Raw genomic sequence first — 14,689 nt, forward strand, 5'->3', positions numbered from 1 at the left:
AAAAACTTAGAGTATTGACTTATTCCTGCTTTTTACCAGGCAATTCAGCCGCTGTTTTATCTCTCAGATAATGGTAAGTTTCAATCTGCGACCGTATTTCTTTAGTGTCGGCTTTTACATATTCGTTCGCCATTTTCTTGTCGAGGATTCTGGCTTTTACATTGTCGCTCAGCTGAATTTCCAGTTGGTCTTTGATTTCTTTTTTCAGATTTTTTTGAGTGATTTTTGCGGCGGCTTCAATCCGGTAATCCAGATTACGGGTCATCCAGTCGGCGGAGGAAATATAGACATCTTCATGACCTTTATTGTAAAAATACATGATGCGGGAATGTTCCAGATATTCGTCCACAATGCTGATGGCCTGGATTTTCTGTTTGAAATCCTTCTGGTTAATCGCGCAGTAAATCCCACGTACAATCATTTTGATCACGACTCCTACTTTTGCAGCCTCATAAAGTTTGGTAATTAAATCCCGGTCGCTCAGGGAATTGACTTTAATGATAATTAAAGTTTTTCTGCCGGATTTGGCTTCTTCAATTTCTTTCTCAATATGGTCAATGATTTTCTCGCGCATGAATTCCGGACAAACCACCAGATTTTTGCAGGATTTCAAAGCGGGAATCACGTCCTGTTTTGGTTTTTTCAGAACGGTAAATATTTTATTAATGTCGGCCATAATGCCACGGTCAGAAGTCATTATCAAATGGTCACCATAAATTTTTGCCGTTTTTTCATTGAAGTTTCCGGTACTTACAAAACCATACTGAAGGGTTTTATTGTTGGCTCTTTTTTTTATGACACAAAGTTTCGCATGAACCTTTTTATTCGGAATCCCCGTTAAAACCTTCACGCCTTCCTGCTCCAGAATCTCTTTCCATTTCAGATTGTTTTCTTCATCAAACCGGGCGCGAAGTTCCAGCATCACCGTCACTTCCTTACCGTTTCTCACCGCATTAATTAAAGCATTGATGATTTTGGAATTGCTCGCTAGCCGGTACGCCGTAATCTGAATTGATTTCACGTCGGGATCCATCGCAGATTCCCGCAACAGATCGATGACTGGAGTGTATTTGTGGTAGGGAAAAGTGAGCAGAATATCGGTTTTCTGAATCACATCGGTAATTCTTTTTCCTACCAGTTCAGGATGGTCAAAAGAGGTTCTTTCGACCGGTTTTTTATAGGTTTCAAACACATCGGGAAACTCCATGAAATGCCGGAAATTATGAATTTTCCCCCCCGGAATAATGCTGTCTTTTTTTGTTAAATGAAGTTTTCTGATCAGGAATTCCAGCAGCGCTTTGTCCATCAGTTTATCAAAAGTGAAACGGGTGGGTTTGCCTTTGCGCCGGGATTTTATTCCTTTTTCTATTTTCTCGGCGAGCGTGGTTTTGATGTCATTATCCAAATCGAATTCGGCATCTTTCGTTACTTTAAAACAGTGCGCTTCAAACTCTTCATAACCGAAGTAGGAGAAAATATGTGGCAGATTGTAAATGATAACGTCTTCTAATAACATGACGTTTTTTTCATTGGGGTTGCTGGAAGGCAGTAAAACAAACCGTCCGACGATTCGCGACGGAATTTCGATAATGGCAAATTTGCTTTCGTACTGAAATTCTTTTTTCCGCATCGCCACTCCTAAGTAAAGAGATTTGTCCCTTAAATAGGGCATGGCTGAATTGTCATGCAATAAAATCGGGATAACATTGCTTTCTACCACTTCGTCAAAATAGGCAGTGACAAACTGTTTCTGAGCTGAGGTTAAATTCCTGGCGGTTTTAATGAAGACTTTCTGTTCGGCCATTTCAACCTGAATTTTCTTCCAGGTTTTCGCGAAATTCTGTTGTTGCCGGATTACAATTTCATTTATTTTCTGCAGAATCTTGGTCGGCGGCTGATAAAAAGATTCCGTGATGAATTTATCTTTGAAATCCATCGCCCGTTTTAAACCGGCCACGCGAACCCGGAAAAACTCATCCAGATTATTGGAGAAAATTCCCAAAAAACGAATCCGCAAATGCAACGGAACATTCTCATCCATCGCTTCTTGCAGAACTCTTTCATTAAAGGAGAGCCAGGTAATATCTCTTGGATTGAACTGATTCGACATTTTTTTAATTATGAACTCAAAAATAGAGATTCCTAATGGGTTTTCAGCGGTTTTTTGATTAAATTGTGACAATATTATCCTAAAAGTTTGTTAAAACTTTGGTATATTTGAAGGAATTACAAAGATATAACATGAAGTTTTTATTGGACGATGATTTAATAAGCACCACGAAAGCAGAATCTAAAAGATATTACAAAGGGGATATTATTTTACACGAGGGCGACCGCTCCCAGTGCTTTTTTTATTTAAAACATGGCGAACTTTCTGTTTTTAATTTAACGGAAAAAGGAAAAGAACTTTTGCAGCATAAAGTGAAAGAAGGTCATTTTTTTGCGGAACCCGCCATTTTGTTAAGCGAGCCTGTGCCGGGAAACATAGAAGTGTGTTCTGATAAAGTGGAAATCATCAAGATTGAACGCGAGCGCCTGATTGCTTATTTAAAAGAACACCCGGAAAAACTCTTTGAATTTACGGTTTCCATCGCTAAAAAATCCATTAAAAAAAGTCACTTACTCAAGCAGATTGTTTTGTTTAATCCGGAAGACCGCATTTTGCTGCAGCTGCGTGATTTTAAAAGTGAGAATGGCTGCGACGGTGAAAAAATAATGATTAATTATACCAGGAAAGAACTTTCCCACATGACCGGCTTGAGAATTGAAACTGTTATCCGGACCATTAAAAAGATGGAAAAAGAGGGAAAACTTGAGATTGTTAACGGTAAAATTTTCATTTAAATCATGACGGGAGTCATATCCGTAATCTGTTTTTTCAGCATAATTTTGTAGGATGAAGAATATTATTTTTTGGCTTCGGTTTTCAGTTCTTAACTTTTTAATCGTTGCGGTACTGGGTGTTTTGATGAGATATAAAATCGCCTATTCACTGCCGATAGTTGATCAGAAACATGTGCAGGAAGCGCATTCTCATTTCGCTTTCTACGGTTGGATTACACAGATTATTTATGTGCTGATGATCCGGTATTTGCACGGGATTCTTTCTGAACAGCAGTTGAAAAAATACCATGCTTTATTGATTGTCAATGCGGTGTCGGCGTACGCGATGATTCCGAGTTTTATTTATAATGGCTATTACTGGGCATCTATTGCCGCCTCAACTGCCGCTTTGCTGACTGGTTTTGTCTTCTTCTTTTTCTTAGTGAGAGATTTGCGGAATAATCACGATTTGGCAAAACCGTGGTTTTTGGGAGGATTGTTTTTCTCTGTTATTTCCTCGGTCGGCGTTTTTGGACTCAGTTATATGATGGCTTCAGGAAATATGCCCCAAAATTTATATCTGGCTTCCACTTATTATTACCTGCATTTTCAGTATAACGGATTTTTTATTTTCAGCTGTATAGGATTACTTATTCATTCACTAAAGGAAATCGGAGCTGAAATTTCTGATCAGGAAAACAAAATGATTTTTTGGCTGATGTTTACAGGCTGTTTAGTTGGTTTTGGACTTTCGGTACTTTGGATGAAAATCCCCCTTTGGATTTTTATCGCCATTGTACTGGCGACGGTCGCTCAGACTTTTGGAGCGGGCAAACTATATCTATTGGTCAAAAGAAACTGGGCGAAACTGGTTCTTCATTTTTCTGCGTTACAAAGGTTGGTCTTAATGTATGTCGGTTTTGCATTCTTCGCGAAAACGCTTCTGCAGTTGGGATCTACCATACCGGCATTAAGCCAGTTTGCCTTTGGATTCCGGAATGTAGTGATTGCCTATCTGCACTTAATTCTATTAATGTGTGTTTCGGTATTTCTGATCAACCAGATTTTGGCAACCAACGTTTTCAAAATGACCAAACCTGTGATTACCGGACTTAAACTTCTGCTTCTCGGGATTTTCTTAAATGAAGCTGTCCTTGGATTGATGGGGATTTTCTCTATTAAATATATTTCAATTCCTTTTACCCCGGAAATACTGTTGGCGGTTTCTCTATTAATGTTGATTTCGCTGGGAATCATCCTATTCAATTTAAAAAAGAAGGCCTAAAAAAGCTTCCTGAAACTGAATTCCGGGAAGCTGAACAAAACATTAATTAAATTTAAACAACTTATTCGATCCTTAATTGGGTAAGATGACGCTGTCAACAACGTGAACAATTCCATTGGACGCGGGAACAGATGCGATAATATTTACGGTACCGTTCACCACCGGTTTTCCATTGACGATTTTAATGCTGATGGGCGTTCCGTCGACCATTCCCAGACTTTGACCATCTGTAAGCTGATCGGTTTTTATCACTCCGACATAAGTGTGGTGGCCCAGAATGTCATTTAATTTTTCAACGTTTTCAGGTTTCATTAAATCATCTAGAGTTCCTGCCGGAAGTTTGGCAAACGCTTCATTGGTGGGTGCGAAAACGGTGAAAGGTCCGGCGTTGCTTAAAGAGGTCGCTAAGCCTGCCGCCTGTACTGCTTTTACCAAAGTCGATAAATCCGGATTGCTCACCGCCAGTTTCACAATGTCGGGAGCGCTGTCATTATCCACAACTGCTTCCTGGCCACCGCCGACCGCTTCTGTGCCTGTGGTTTCAGTCGCTGCTGCTATTGTCTCATTCTTCGAGCAGGAAGAAAAAGTGAGGGCAATCAGTGCGAGCATCATCATTGATTTTTTCATAGCTTTTATTTTATGGGTTAATTTTTAAAAATTGAAATTGAATCAGTTTTTTTAATCTGAGATAAAATTAAGCTGAAAAATCCGTAAGCTGCTATGACTGTAATCACATATCAAACAATTAATTAGGTGAGTTTTATCAGTTTTTATAAAGCGTTATAAAATACTTACAGATCTTTTTTATTGAACATAATCAATGACCATAAGAACGGAACCAAAGTCCAGATTCCTAAGATGATGATGGATATCACCATGCCTCCGCCTGAACCAAAAACCTGTCTGAAAATCGCACCGGCCTGTCCCAGCATCGCGGCCACATCTAACTGAAGCAGCACAAAAATTCTGGAAAGTCCAATCGGATTAACTGCCGCCAAAGTGGCCATGATGCCTTCAATCGGATAATCGGCGAACTGAAACATTAAGACCAATAAAATCCCGTCGTAGATAATGGCAAAAAACATCCAGATGAAAATGGAGATCCCGATTCCTTTGGCGCGGTCTCTGCTGAAAATGGCGGCTAACATCGCTAAAGAAGTAAAAATAACCGACAGAAAAACGCCCGTTATCAACAAAGAAATCCCGGTCGCAATCGACGAATATAACAGGATCGGAATCCCGCATCCGATTAAAAATGCTAAAATAAGAGCCGTAGCAAGTCCCAGAAAAAGATTGAACCAAACCTTGCCGCGCGGAACGGGTTGGCTCAAAAGCAATTCGATAAACTGACTGCTGTTATAAACGTAAATCGTCGAGAAAATAATACTGACTAACGGAACGACCAGCAAGACTACATTCAGTAAACTCAGGGTGGCTTTGGTGTAATTGTTATCCAGTCCTAAAACGGACCAGGAAATAATGAAAAGTAAAACCGTATAAAGAATCACGATTTTATTTTTTAGAATGTCAAATAAAATAAAGCGGGCTATTTTGTTCATTTTTTCATTGCTTTTAAGATCGAAATAATCCCGTCGGAAATTTTTTCGGTATTGGTTTCCTTTTTCAAATCTTCTACGGATTGGTGCACGACCACTTTGCCTTCGTTCATGAAAACGATTTCGGTGATGATATCGTCCAGTTCGCTCAGCAGGTGAGAAGTGATGATGATGAGTTTTCCTTTGTTTTTCTCCTTGATGATTTTGTTTTTCAGGATTTCTGTCGCCAGTGGATCCAGGCCGGCGGTAGGTTCATCCAGAATAATTACTTTAGGATTAAAAAGAAAAGCGAGTACGGCGCTTACTTTCTGCGTGGTTCCGCCGGAAAGCGTCCGCATTTTTTTACCGTAGATATTTTCAAGTTCGAATGCTTCCAGAAGTTCAGTGTCAAGATAATCGCTGCTGTTTTTGCGCGTATCTTTGATCATCTTAATGGTTTCCTCGATGGTCATGTTTTCGGGATATCGTCCTATCTGTGGCATATAGCCGATGTTTTCCCGGTATTTGTAATCGTCTTTTACGCTTTTGCCATCGACCAAAATATCGCCCTCTTCAACTACATTTAAACCTAAAATGCATTTAATCATGGTGGTTTTTCCACAGCCGTTTGGGCCTATTAGTGCGATAGAATGGCCGTTTTCAAAGGATAAATCAATCCCGTTCAGGGCGGTGAACTTTTGGAATTTCTTCGTTAAATTTTTAATTTCAATCATATCATTGAGATGTTAATTTTCAACATCAACTTTCATTAAATTTTTCTTTTGCCAAAGTTTTAAATAAAAATACTAGAGATTATTCTTAAAGTGGATGGGTTTCATCAGCGGTTGATCATCAACAAAACTTTCAGGCGTCAAGCTCGGAATTATTTTTTCCGTCCGGTCCAGCATGTCTACCATAAAACTTCTGAAGAGCAGCATCACCGATGGATTCTGTTCCACCAAAACGGAGTATAAACTCAACGGATGAAAGGGCACATCGCCGATTTTATCTTTATTCAGATCGTAGCCTTCATATTTGTCCCAGTAATTAAACCGGAAATCGTTCATCACGGTGGAGCCGTTGGTGCTGACATCAAAAGTGTTATTGATGAAATTATTTCTGATGACTTTATTTTCCATACAGTTTGAGTTGATTTTTATCGCCCACCCGTTGTTTTCGAACTGGTTATTGTAAAAATCGATTTTAGTGGCGCCGTCTGCAAATATGGCGGTGGTGTTGTTGGTGAAGGTATTTCCTTTAATCTTGCTGAATGAAATTTCTTTTAATAAAAGTCCGAAAACACTGTCGCCCCAGTTGTTGATGAATTTGTTGTGGTACATGCTCACATTCATGGCGTACATTACGGCCACACCGGCTTCATTATTATCAAAGACATTTCCTGTGTAAACACTGTCATTGGAAAACATAAAGTGCAGCCCGTACCGGAGATTGTGTCGGGAAAGGTTGCGATAGACGAAACATTTTGCATTTTTCTCGAGGTAAATTCCGTCTTTGTGCCCGCTGATGTAATTGTTTTTCACCCAAATTTCACGGCTTCCCAAAAGATGGATTCCGTCGCCGATGCTTTCCTCAGAAGTGCCGCGGTTGCTGGTGATTTTGTTATTGCTGATCAAGCAGCGCAATCCTCTCTGAACATAAATTCCGAAATGGTTGTTTTCAAAAATATTATTATCGATGACCGAATCGGCGCTGGTGTAAATATGCACGGCGGCCACACTTTTGATTTCGTCTCTGCCGCTGTTGATCAGTTTAAATCCTTTCAAAGTAATACGGTCAGCCTTAAAGGTGATGATTTCGCCGTCGAGGTTACCGTCAATTACCGGTCGGTCTATTCCGATCAGGGTTAATGATTTTTCGATATCGATGGTTCCTTCCCGATAATGGCCCTTCTGCACGAAAATAGTGTCGCCGTTTTTTGCGGCGGCAATGGCTTGTCTGATGGTTTTGTACTGCCCGTTTTTACCGACTTTTAAAACTGCGGAAAACGCAAAAACCGGTAAAAGTATAAACAGTAAACAGGATATTTTATTTTTCATATTTCATACCAACTGCGATCCTTGGGGGATTACAAGTTTGCAGATTGTTATTGGAGTAGGGTTGCGTGTAATTCGGTCGCGGCTTTTTCGGCAGCGGCTTTGTCTTTGTAAGCCTGTGTGTTTCCTCCCATTGGACTTTTGATATCGCCTCCTTTAATAAGAGTGGCCGTATTGCTTTCTATAAATGCTCCGCTCGGGAAATCGGCCACATATGTTTTTGCATTACCCGTGGTTTCGGGATTAGAAGACTCGTAATCCTCCATGCAGTGAATGTCATCAAATTTATAAAGTCTGCCTTTTTCGGTAATTAATTCGGTAGCGTATTTCGGCTCGGTAATGGTCATTTTGCAGTTGTCGCACTGGTCTTTGCCTACCGCAATTTCCTGAGGTCCGGTTTTCGTACATGCGGTCAAAGCAATCATGCTGCCTGCTAAAAATAATCTTCCTAATAATTTCATAATTTTTAATTTTTTTAAATAGATAATAAGTTGAAATAATGGAAGGTCTCAAACTGCTTTTTTAGCAATTCTGTTTTCCATCAATGCTAAGATAATCAAAATAACACCAGCGCCAATCATGATGCCGCCTCCGATATTGGGATAAGACCATACTTCAAAATTAAGCAATTGTTTATAGCCGAAAAGTGGAGGTTGGTAAGACATTCCGGGAACGATAATCGCTGCATGAGGATTCAGGTTGTGGCCGTAATCGTAGAGCCACCGCCAGAAATCAAATACGAATCCTACACCGAAGAGTAAATAGATGCCGGTTAGGATATAAAGAAGTTTCCGGCTGTTCAAGAAAGCGGCCAAAAAACAGAGAAGTGCAAAAATTCCTAATGCGTAAGGCAGGATTTTGAATTCCCAAAATTCGTCGGCGTGTATTTCTTTCATCCCGATATAATGATTCAGACCGTTAATGATTGCGTATTCTCCGGATATTTTATCGGCGTGGATGAACATCGCTAGGCCTTCCGGATATTGTGGCGCGTTGAGATAGATGGACCAGATGGGCACAAAAATCGCAACAATTAATCCGATGCCCAAAAGGATAAGAAGTATTTTACTCCATTTTTGGATTGCGTTTGTTTTCATTTTGTTTTTTTTTAAGGTATTTAAGTTTTTGCTGATGGATTCAGTAAAGTGACGGTTTACTGTTTTTCAGTAAATGACCTCAATTATTTAAATTAAAAAGGGCAGTAAAAAACTGCCCTTTATTCCTGGTTTTTACTTGGTTTCACCTTGTTTTACAGGGCTTTGAGCATTGTCCTTTTTATTATTCAGTGAATAGATAAGCGGGGTATTGCTGCCAGCCGGTGATACTCTTACGTATCCCTGCATTTCTTGGTGTAGGGCAGAACAGAAGTCGGTACAGTACATCGGATACATTCCCGGTTTTAGGGGAACCCATTTCAGGGTACAGGTTTCTCCCGGCATGATGAGGAGTTCGGCATTTTGTGCGCCTTTGATTGCGAATCCGTGCGGCACGTCCCAATCCTGTTCCAGATTCGTCACGTGGAAGTAAACTTCGTCACCTACTTTTACGCCCTCGATATTATCCGGTGCAAAGTGAGAGCGGATAGAAGTCATATAAACATGAACTTTATTTCCTTCTCTGACGACTTTGCTTTCGGCTTCACCTTTGGTCGCATACGGGTGTTTGTTGTCTTCCAGTTTATAGAATTTTATCTGGTTTTTCGTAAACAAAGCTGCCGGACCTGCCTGTGCGTAATGCGGCTCGCCAATGGTTGGGAAGTCCAGGAGCAGTTTCATTTTGTCTCCGCTGATGTCAAACAGCTGGGCAGACTGCGTTAATTCCGGACCCGTTGGTAAATACCGGTCTTTCGTAATTTTATTATAAGCAACCAGATATTTTCCGTAAGGATTTTTAGTATCTCCACCTGGAATCATTAAGTGACCTACAGAGTAGAACGTTGGAGTTCTGTCTAAAACCTTACAGGTTGCGATGTCCCATTTCACTACTTCAGAAGAAACGAACATCGAGGTATAGGCATTTCCCTTTCCGTCAAATTCGGTGTGGAGTGGCCCTAAACCCGGTTTCTGAACTTCACCGTGTAAAACGGCATCATATTTAACGATTGGAATACCGTCAAATTCGCCTGAGAAATTTTTGTCTGCAATTGCTTTCATTAATTTATCAAAACTGAATACAGGGATCAAAGCAGCCAGTTTTCCGGAACCAATAATGTACTCCCCCGTTGGATCAATGTCGCAACCGTGCGGAGATTTTGGACAGGGAATTAAATAGCAGATGTCTTTTAATTCTTTAGCAGAAAGAACAGATACTTCTTTTAATATTTCAGATTTCGCCATTTGGGTAGACTCATCAAAGGTGTTGTGAGCATATTCTACCGCCATTTTTTTGGCTTTTCCCGCTTTCAGATATTCTTCAGCTTTTTTCCAGTTGACGGCCATGATGAAATCTTTCTCGTTTTGAGAAGCATTTACTTCCAGAAGCGTGTTGGCCTGTTCGGAGTTATAGCAGGAGAAAAAGAACCAGCCGTGGGATTTCCCTTTACCGGCGTGCGACAGGTCAAAGTTGAATCCCGGAGCTTCAATTTGGAACGTGATGTCCATTTTTCCATCTTCTTTTCCAATTCCGATAAAAGAAAGGTAACCTTTAAAATTTTCTTTGAAAGACTCAATTGGGACATCGCCCTGTCCGTCCACAGGTACGGCGAAACGGGTTCCGGCAACCACATATTCTGTGTTTTCCGTTAAGAAAGGAGAGGAGTGGTTCCCTGCAGAGTTAGGGATTTCAATAATCTCTGTTGTTTTAAAAGTGGTCAGGTCAATCTTAGCAACACGCGGAGTGTTATTGGCGTTGGCAAATAAATACCTGCCGTCAATTTCTCCGTTGGTCTGTGACAGGGCAAGGTGGTGCTGGTCATCCCATGGCACGAACCCGTGGGAGGTTTCGAGCATCGGTTTTGTTTCTTCGCTGAATCCATAACCGTTTTCCGGATGTACAGAGAATACGGGAACGATTTTCAAAGTTCTGCCACTTGGCAGCCCGACAACGCTGATTTGCCCATTAAAACCACCGCTGACGAAGTTGTAAACCTCATCATGTTTTCCCGGAGCAACATACACTTTCTCCGCAGCATCGCCTGATACAGCAGTCTGCGTACCCTTAGGTTTACATGCGACAATACTCACCGCAGCAAAAGCTGCGAGTCCAATTTTCTTGTAAGTTTTCATATATTATTGATTAATTCTTTCGGAATAGAAAGGAAAAGAAGATGAATGGTAAATAAGAATCTGTTTACCATTCATCATCAGGAGGTATTATTTGGCGCCGTCGATCTGTCTCATGTATTCGAGAACTTCTCTGGCGTCGGTATCTGTAAGGGCTTGATTTGGCATTCTCACCAAACAGAGTTCCAGTTGTTTCTGTAATTCAGGATCTACGTCGATCATCGGGTCAGGATTAGAGATAAAGTTCATAATCCACTCCGGAGTCTGTCTTTTTGTAACGCCCAGCCAGCCCGGACCCACTAATTTTTCGTCGGTTGGTTTGTGGCAGGAAGTACATTTTACTTCAGCTATTTTTTTACCTGCAGCAGCCATTGCCGGATCAAACTTACTTATATCAACGTTTTCATGTTTACCCAGACCTCTGTTTGGGTCGTACTTCGCAGCACTAGCCTCCATTTCAGCGCTAGTTTCATTTGCAGTTGTAGCAGCGTCAGATGATGCTGTAGGAACTGAATCGGTTTTTTTGTCTCCTCCGCAAGAGAATAAGGCGAAGGTAAGCGTTGCCAGGGCAATTGTTTTTACTAATTTCATTGTTTTGATTTTTTTGTATGTTCAAAAGTACTACCGTTTGCTTGATTCTCGTTATGACTGTAATCATATATACCGTATGATAATTATCGTCAAATTTGTGATACAAAATTTTAACTGATATTTAAAATAAGAAAAGAATGAAAAAGTATCTCGTAATCTGCGGCGTTTTAGCACTGGTAGCATGTAACAAGAAAGAAAGCAATCCCAATATGGACAGCAATGTAATGAAGGAGGAACCTGTAGTGAAAGTTGTAGATTCTGCGGCAGCAGGTAAAAATGAAGGGCTGGCTCTGATCGAAGGAGCAGATTGTTTAACCTGTCATAAAGTTGATGCCAGACTTGTTGGGCCCTCTTACCAGGAAGTAGCAGATAAATATACAGAAGGCGATCTTGATATGCTTGCCAACAAGATTATTGAAGGCGGAAAAGGGAACTGGGGAGAAATCCCGATGACACCACATACGGGCATGAGTAAAGAAAATGCTAAGAAAATGGTGGAATATATCATGACGCTTAAAAAATAACAGACCACTTCATTAAAAATTAAAGACATCTTACCGGGTAAGGTGTCTTTTTTGTTTCTGGGTCAGAAGCAAATCTAATGAATGAAGCGCTGTGACATTTTGCATGGAAATAGAGTTTGAACTTAAATCTGTTTTTGAAAAAAAACGTTTTACGAAAAGTCGTGTTATTTGTGGAAAAATCAGGGGTATTTGTGTTTTGCTGAAAACGCAATATGCATATCCGTAATGAGGATTAAGAACCTGTTTAAAAATGATTAAAATAGTTAAACCGCAAAATGAGCAAAAAAAATCTAAAAAGAAAACACTCCATAGAGCAAAAAACACAACTTTTTAGGACAGTTTCCTTATTTGCTCTTTGAAAAGCTTAAAAGAATATCCCTTTTGTGCCTTTTGTGGTTTTTACACAAATTTAAACAGGCTCTAAAAATATATTTCTTCTCAATGACTATCTGTGCACTCCTGAGGTGGATGGAGCAATATAAATGTTCCGTTTCATTTCTGGGACGGCACCCAATCTGTCAATTTGTCATAAATTTTCCCTTGGTATAAAATTGGAGAAGTACAGATTGTAAAAATTAACATTAATAACAACTAAAAATATAAATAAAATGAGCAAAATAATTGGAATCGACTTAGGAACAACCAATTCTTGTGTCGCTGTAATGGAAGGTAAAGATCCCGTAGTAATTCCTAATGCAGAAGGCAAAAGAACAACTCCTTCCATCGTTGCGTTTACAGAAGACGGTGAAAGAAAAGTAGGAGATCCTGCAAAAAGACAGGCGGTAACCAATCCGACCAAGACCGTATATTCTATTAAAAGATTTATCGGAACCCACTTTAAAGATGATGCATCTGAAGTTTCCAGAGTACCTTATACAGTAGTACCTGGTCCTAACGATACCGCAAAAGTAAAGATCGACGACAGAGAATATACGCCTCAGGAAATCTCTGCAATGATTCTTCAGAAAATGAAGAAAACTGCCGAAGATTATTTGGGACAGGAAGTAACAAGAGCCGTAATTACCGTTCCTGCTTATTTTAATGACGCACAGAGACAGGCTACCAAAGAAGCGGGTGAAATCGCCGGTTTAAAAGTAGAAAGAATTATCAATGAGCCTACCGCAGCAGCATTGGCTTATGGTTTAGATAAAAATCACAAAGACCAGAAAATCGCAGTTTACGATTTGGGTGGAGGAACTTTTGACGTTTCTATCCTTGATTTGGGCGACGGTGTTTTCGAAGTATTATCCACCAACGGTGATACCCACTTAGGGGGTGATGATTTTGATGATGTGATCATCAACTGGTTAGCAGACGAATTTAAAACCGAAGAAGGGGTAGATTTGAAAGCTGATCCAATCGCGCTTCAAAGATTAAAAGAAGCCGCAGAGAAAGCAAAAATCGAATTGTCTTCTTCTTCACAAACGGAAATCAATCTTCCTTATATTACCGCAACTGCAACAGGTCCGAAACACTTGGTTAAAACTTTGACCAAATCAAAATTCGAACAGTTGGCGGCTGACTTGGTAAGACGTTCTATGGAGCCTTGTAAAAAAGCCCTTTCAGATGCTGGTCTTTCCGTTTCAGATATCGATGAGGTAATTTTAGTGGGTGGTTCTACAAGAATCCCGATCATTCAGGAGCAGGTTGAGAAATTCTTCGGAAAAACACCTTCAAAAGGAGTGAATCCGGATGAGGTTGTAGCGTTAGGAGCTGCGATTCAGGGTGGAGTTTTAACAGGTGATGTGAAAGATGTTCTTTTATTAGATGTTACGCCACTTTCATTAGGTATCGAAACCATGGGTTCTGTATTTACAAAACTAATTGACGCAAATACCACAATCCCGACTAAAAAATCAGAGGTTTTCTCAACAGCAAGTGACAACCAGCCTGCAGTTTCTATCAGAGTAGGACAGGGAGAAAGACCAATGTTTAATGACAATAAAGAAATCGGACGTTTTGATTTATCAGACATTCCACCGGCTCAGAGAGGAGTTCCTCAGATCGAAGTAACTTTCGATATCGATGCCAACGGAATCCTGAGTGTTTCTGCCAAAGATAAAGGAACCGGAAAAGAACAGTCAATTAAAATTCAGGCAAGTTCAGGACTTTCAGATGATGAAATCCAAAGAATGAAGCGTGAAGCTGAAGAAAATGCTTCTGCGGATGCGAAGAAAAAAGAAGAAGTTGAAGTATTCAATAAAGCAGACGGATTGATCTTCCAGACTGAAAAACAACTGAAAGAATTTGGCGACAAATTATCTGCTGATAAAAAAGCGGCAGTTGAAGCTGCGCATACAGAATTGAAAGCCGCTTTCGAAGCGAAAGACATGGAGAGCGTAAAAGCGAAAACTGAAGCTTTGGATGCCGCCTGGATGGCAGCTTCTGAAGAAATGTACGCTGCAGGCAACCAGGGACAGCCAGGTGCTGACCAGGCACAGGGAAATCCTGCTGGAAATGCAGGAGGCGAAGATGTTCAGGATGCTGACTTCGAAGAAGTGAAATAATCCCCACAAAAAAAGTCCCTCTCCTCTGAAGAAGGATTTAGGGTGAGGAAAAATAATTGGAATTCCCCAGGTGAAAACTTGGGGAATTTTTTATATCTTTATAAAAATGAATTGGCATGTTCCTCAGTTATCGGGGCAATCGTCCGGCA

13 protein-coding genes are annotated in these 14,689 nt (G+C 40.4%); 4 read left to right on the forward strand and 9 right to left on the reverse strand.

What is annotated here, in order from left to right:
* Positions 1–19 precede the first annotated feature (19 nt).
* Positions 20–2,110, reverse strand: a complete 2,091-nt coding sequence (ppk1, locus tag QGN23_RS12715) for a polyphosphate kinase 1 (RefSeq protein WP_282904638.1) — start codon at positions 2,108–2,110, stop codon at positions 20–22.
* A gap of 131 nt (positions 2,111–2,241) precedes the next feature.
* Here ppk1 and QGN23_RS12720 point away from each other — a divergent pair, with 131 nt between their 5' ends.
* Together QGN23_RS12720 and QGN23_RS12725 are read left to right on the forward strand one after the other, a co-directional pair.
* A complete protein-coding gene (locus QGN23_RS12720) occupies positions 2,242–2,844 on the forward strand; it encodes a Crp/Fnr family transcriptional regulator (protein ID WP_282904639.1) in 603 nt (200 codons plus the stop codon).
* Positions 2,845–2,896: 52 nt separating this feature from the next.
* On the forward strand, positions 2,897–4,108 hold the full coding sequence (locus QGN23_RS12725) for a hypothetical protein (protein WP_185145780.1): 1,212 nt from the start codon (positions 2,897–2,899) through the stop codon (positions 4,106–4,108).
* Positions 4,109–4,180: 72 nt separating this feature from the next.
* Here QGN23_RS12725 and QGN23_RS12730 read toward each other — a convergent pair whose 3' ends face one another.
* The 8 genes from QGN23_RS12730 to QGN23_RS12765 form a co-directional block, all read right to left on the reverse strand.
* Entirely contained in the window at positions 4,181–4,735 is a 555-nt protein-coding gene (locus QGN23_RS12730; protein ID WP_133439665.1) for a fasciclin domain-containing protein, read from the reverse strand.
* A 164-nt stretch (positions 4,736–4,899) separates the two neighbouring features.
* Positions 4,900–5,667 (reverse strand): ABC transporter permease subunit, encoded by a 768-nt coding sequence (locus QGN23_RS12735; RefSeq protein ID WP_282904640.1) that lies wholly within the window; start codon positions 5,665–5,667, stop codon positions 4,900–4,902.
* Positions 5,664–6,377 carry an ABC transporter ATP-binding protein gene (locus tag QGN23_RS12740; RefSeq protein WP_133439667.1) on the reverse strand — a complete coding sequence of 238 codons (714 nt, stop codon included), beginning with the start codon at positions 6,375–6,377 and terminating at the stop codon, positions 5,664–5,666. The genes QGN23_RS12735 and QGN23_RS12740 overlap by 4 nt, the downstream gene beginning before the upstream one ends.
* A gap of 72 nt (positions 6,378–6,449) precedes the next feature.
* Positions 6,450–7,700, reverse strand: coding sequence for a nitrous oxide reductase family maturation protein NosD (locus QGN23_RS12745; protein ID WP_282904641.1), 1,251 nt, complete (start codon positions 7,698–7,700; stop codon positions 6,450–6,452).
* A gap of 47 nt (positions 7,701–7,747) precedes the next feature.
* Positions 7,748–8,158: a nitrous oxide reductase accessory protein NosL gene (locus QGN23_RS12750; protein WP_282904642.1), complete on the reverse strand. Its 411-nt coding sequence runs from the start codon at positions 8,156–8,158 to the stop codon at positions 7,748–7,750.
* 48 nt (positions 8,159–8,206) lie between these two features.
* A complete protein-coding gene (locus tag QGN23_RS12755; RefSeq protein WP_282904643.1) occupies positions 8,207–8,794 on the reverse strand; it encodes a hypothetical protein in 588 nt (195 codons plus the stop codon).
* Positions 8,795–8,926: 132 nt separating this feature from the next.
* The gene (nosZ, locus tag QGN23_RS12760; RefSeq protein ID WP_282904644.1) at positions 8,927–10,921 is read right to left on the reverse strand and encodes a Sec-dependent nitrous-oxide reductase; all 1,995 of its coding nucleotides are present in this window, start codon (positions 10,919–10,921) and stop codon (positions 8,927–8,929) included.
* Positions 10,922–11,008: 87 nt separating this feature from the next.
* Positions 11,009–11,374 (reverse strand): c-type cytochrome, encoded by a 366-nt coding sequence (locus tag QGN23_RS12765; RefSeq protein ID WP_396127326.1) that lies wholly within the window; start codon positions 11,372–11,374, stop codon positions 11,009–11,011.
* A gap of 272 nt (positions 11,375–11,646) precedes the next feature.
* Between QGN23_RS12765 and QGN23_RS12770 the strand changes: the two genes are divergently transcribed.
* Both QGN23_RS12770 and dnaK read left to right on the forward strand, forming a co-directional pair.
* Positions 11,647–12,033 carry a c-type cytochrome gene (locus tag QGN23_RS12770; RefSeq protein WP_282904646.1) on the forward strand — a complete coding sequence of 129 codons (387 nt, stop codon included), beginning with the start codon at positions 11,647–11,649 and terminating at the stop codon, positions 12,031–12,033.
* A gap of 608 nt (positions 12,034–12,641) precedes the next feature.
* The gene (dnaK, locus tag QGN23_RS12775; protein WP_133439674.1) at positions 12,642–14,540 is read left to right on the forward strand and encodes a molecular chaperone DnaK; all 1,899 of its coding nucleotides are present in this window, start codon (positions 12,642–12,644) and stop codon (positions 14,538–14,540) included.
* The last annotated feature ends 149 nt before the right edge of the window (positions 14,541–14,689 follow it).

It is taken from the genome of Chryseobacterium gotjawalense (assembly GCF_030012525.1).
GTDB lineage: Bacteria > Bacteroidota > Bacteroidia > Flavobacteriales > Weeksellaceae > Kaistella > Kaistella gotjawalense.

What these genes read in the sequence shown, in the direction of transcription:
- QGN23_RS12750 (WP_282904642.1), bottom strand. Translation starts at nt 8,158, where the DNA reads ATGAAATTATTAGGAAGATTATTTTTAGCAGGCAGCATGATTGCTTTG.
- QGN23_RS12745 (WP_282904641.1), bottom strand. Translation starts at nt 7,700, where the DNA reads ATGAAAAATAAAATATCCTGTTTACTGTTTATACTTTTACCGGTTTTT.
- QGN23_RS12740 (WP_133439667.1), bottom strand. Translation starts at nt 6,377, where the DNA reads ATGATTGAAATTAAAAATTTAACGAAGAAATTCCAAAAGTTCACCGCC.
- QGN23_RS12720 (WP_282904639.1), top strand. Translation starts at nt 2,242, where the DNA reads ATGAAGTTTTTATTGGACGATGATTTAATAAGCACCACGAAAGCAGAA.
- QGN23_RS12730 (WP_133439665.1), bottom strand. Translation starts at nt 4,735, where the DNA reads ATGAAAAAATCAATGATGATGCTCGCACTGATTGCCCTCACTTTTTCT.
- QGN23_RS12725 (WP_185145780.1), top strand. Translation starts at nt 2,897, where the DNA reads ATGAAGAATATTATTTTTTGGCTTCGGTTTTCAGTTCTTAACTTTTTA.
- QGN23_RS12755 (WP_282904643.1), bottom strand. Translation starts at nt 8,794, where the DNA reads ATGAAAACAAACGCAATCCAAAAATGGAGTAAAATACTTCTTATCCTT.
- QGN23_RS12735 (WP_282904640.1), bottom strand. Translation starts at nt 5,667, where the DNA reads ATGAACAAAATAGCCCGCTTTATTTTATTTGACATTCTAAAAAATAAA.
- QGN23_RS12765 (WP_396127326.1), bottom strand. Translation starts at nt 11,374, where the DNA reads ATGGAGGCTAGTGCTGCGAAGTACGACCCAAACAGAGGTCTGGGTAAA.
- QGN23_RS12770 (WP_282904646.1), top strand. Translation starts at nt 11,647, where the DNA reads ATGAAAAAGTATCTCGTAATCTGCGGCGTTTTAGCACTGGTAGCATGT.
- ppk1 (WP_282904638.1), bottom strand. Translation starts at nt 2,110, where the DNA reads ATGTCGAATCAGTTCAATCCAAGAGATATTACCTGGCTCTCCTTTAAT.
- dnaK (WP_133439674.1), top strand. Translation starts at nt 12,642, where the DNA reads ATGAGCAAAATAATTGGAATCGACTTAGGAACAACCAATTCTTGTGTC.
- nosZ (WP_282904644.1), bottom strand. Translation starts at nt 10,921, where the DNA reads ATGAAAACTTACAAGAAAATTGGACTCGCAGCTTTTGCTGCGGTGAGT.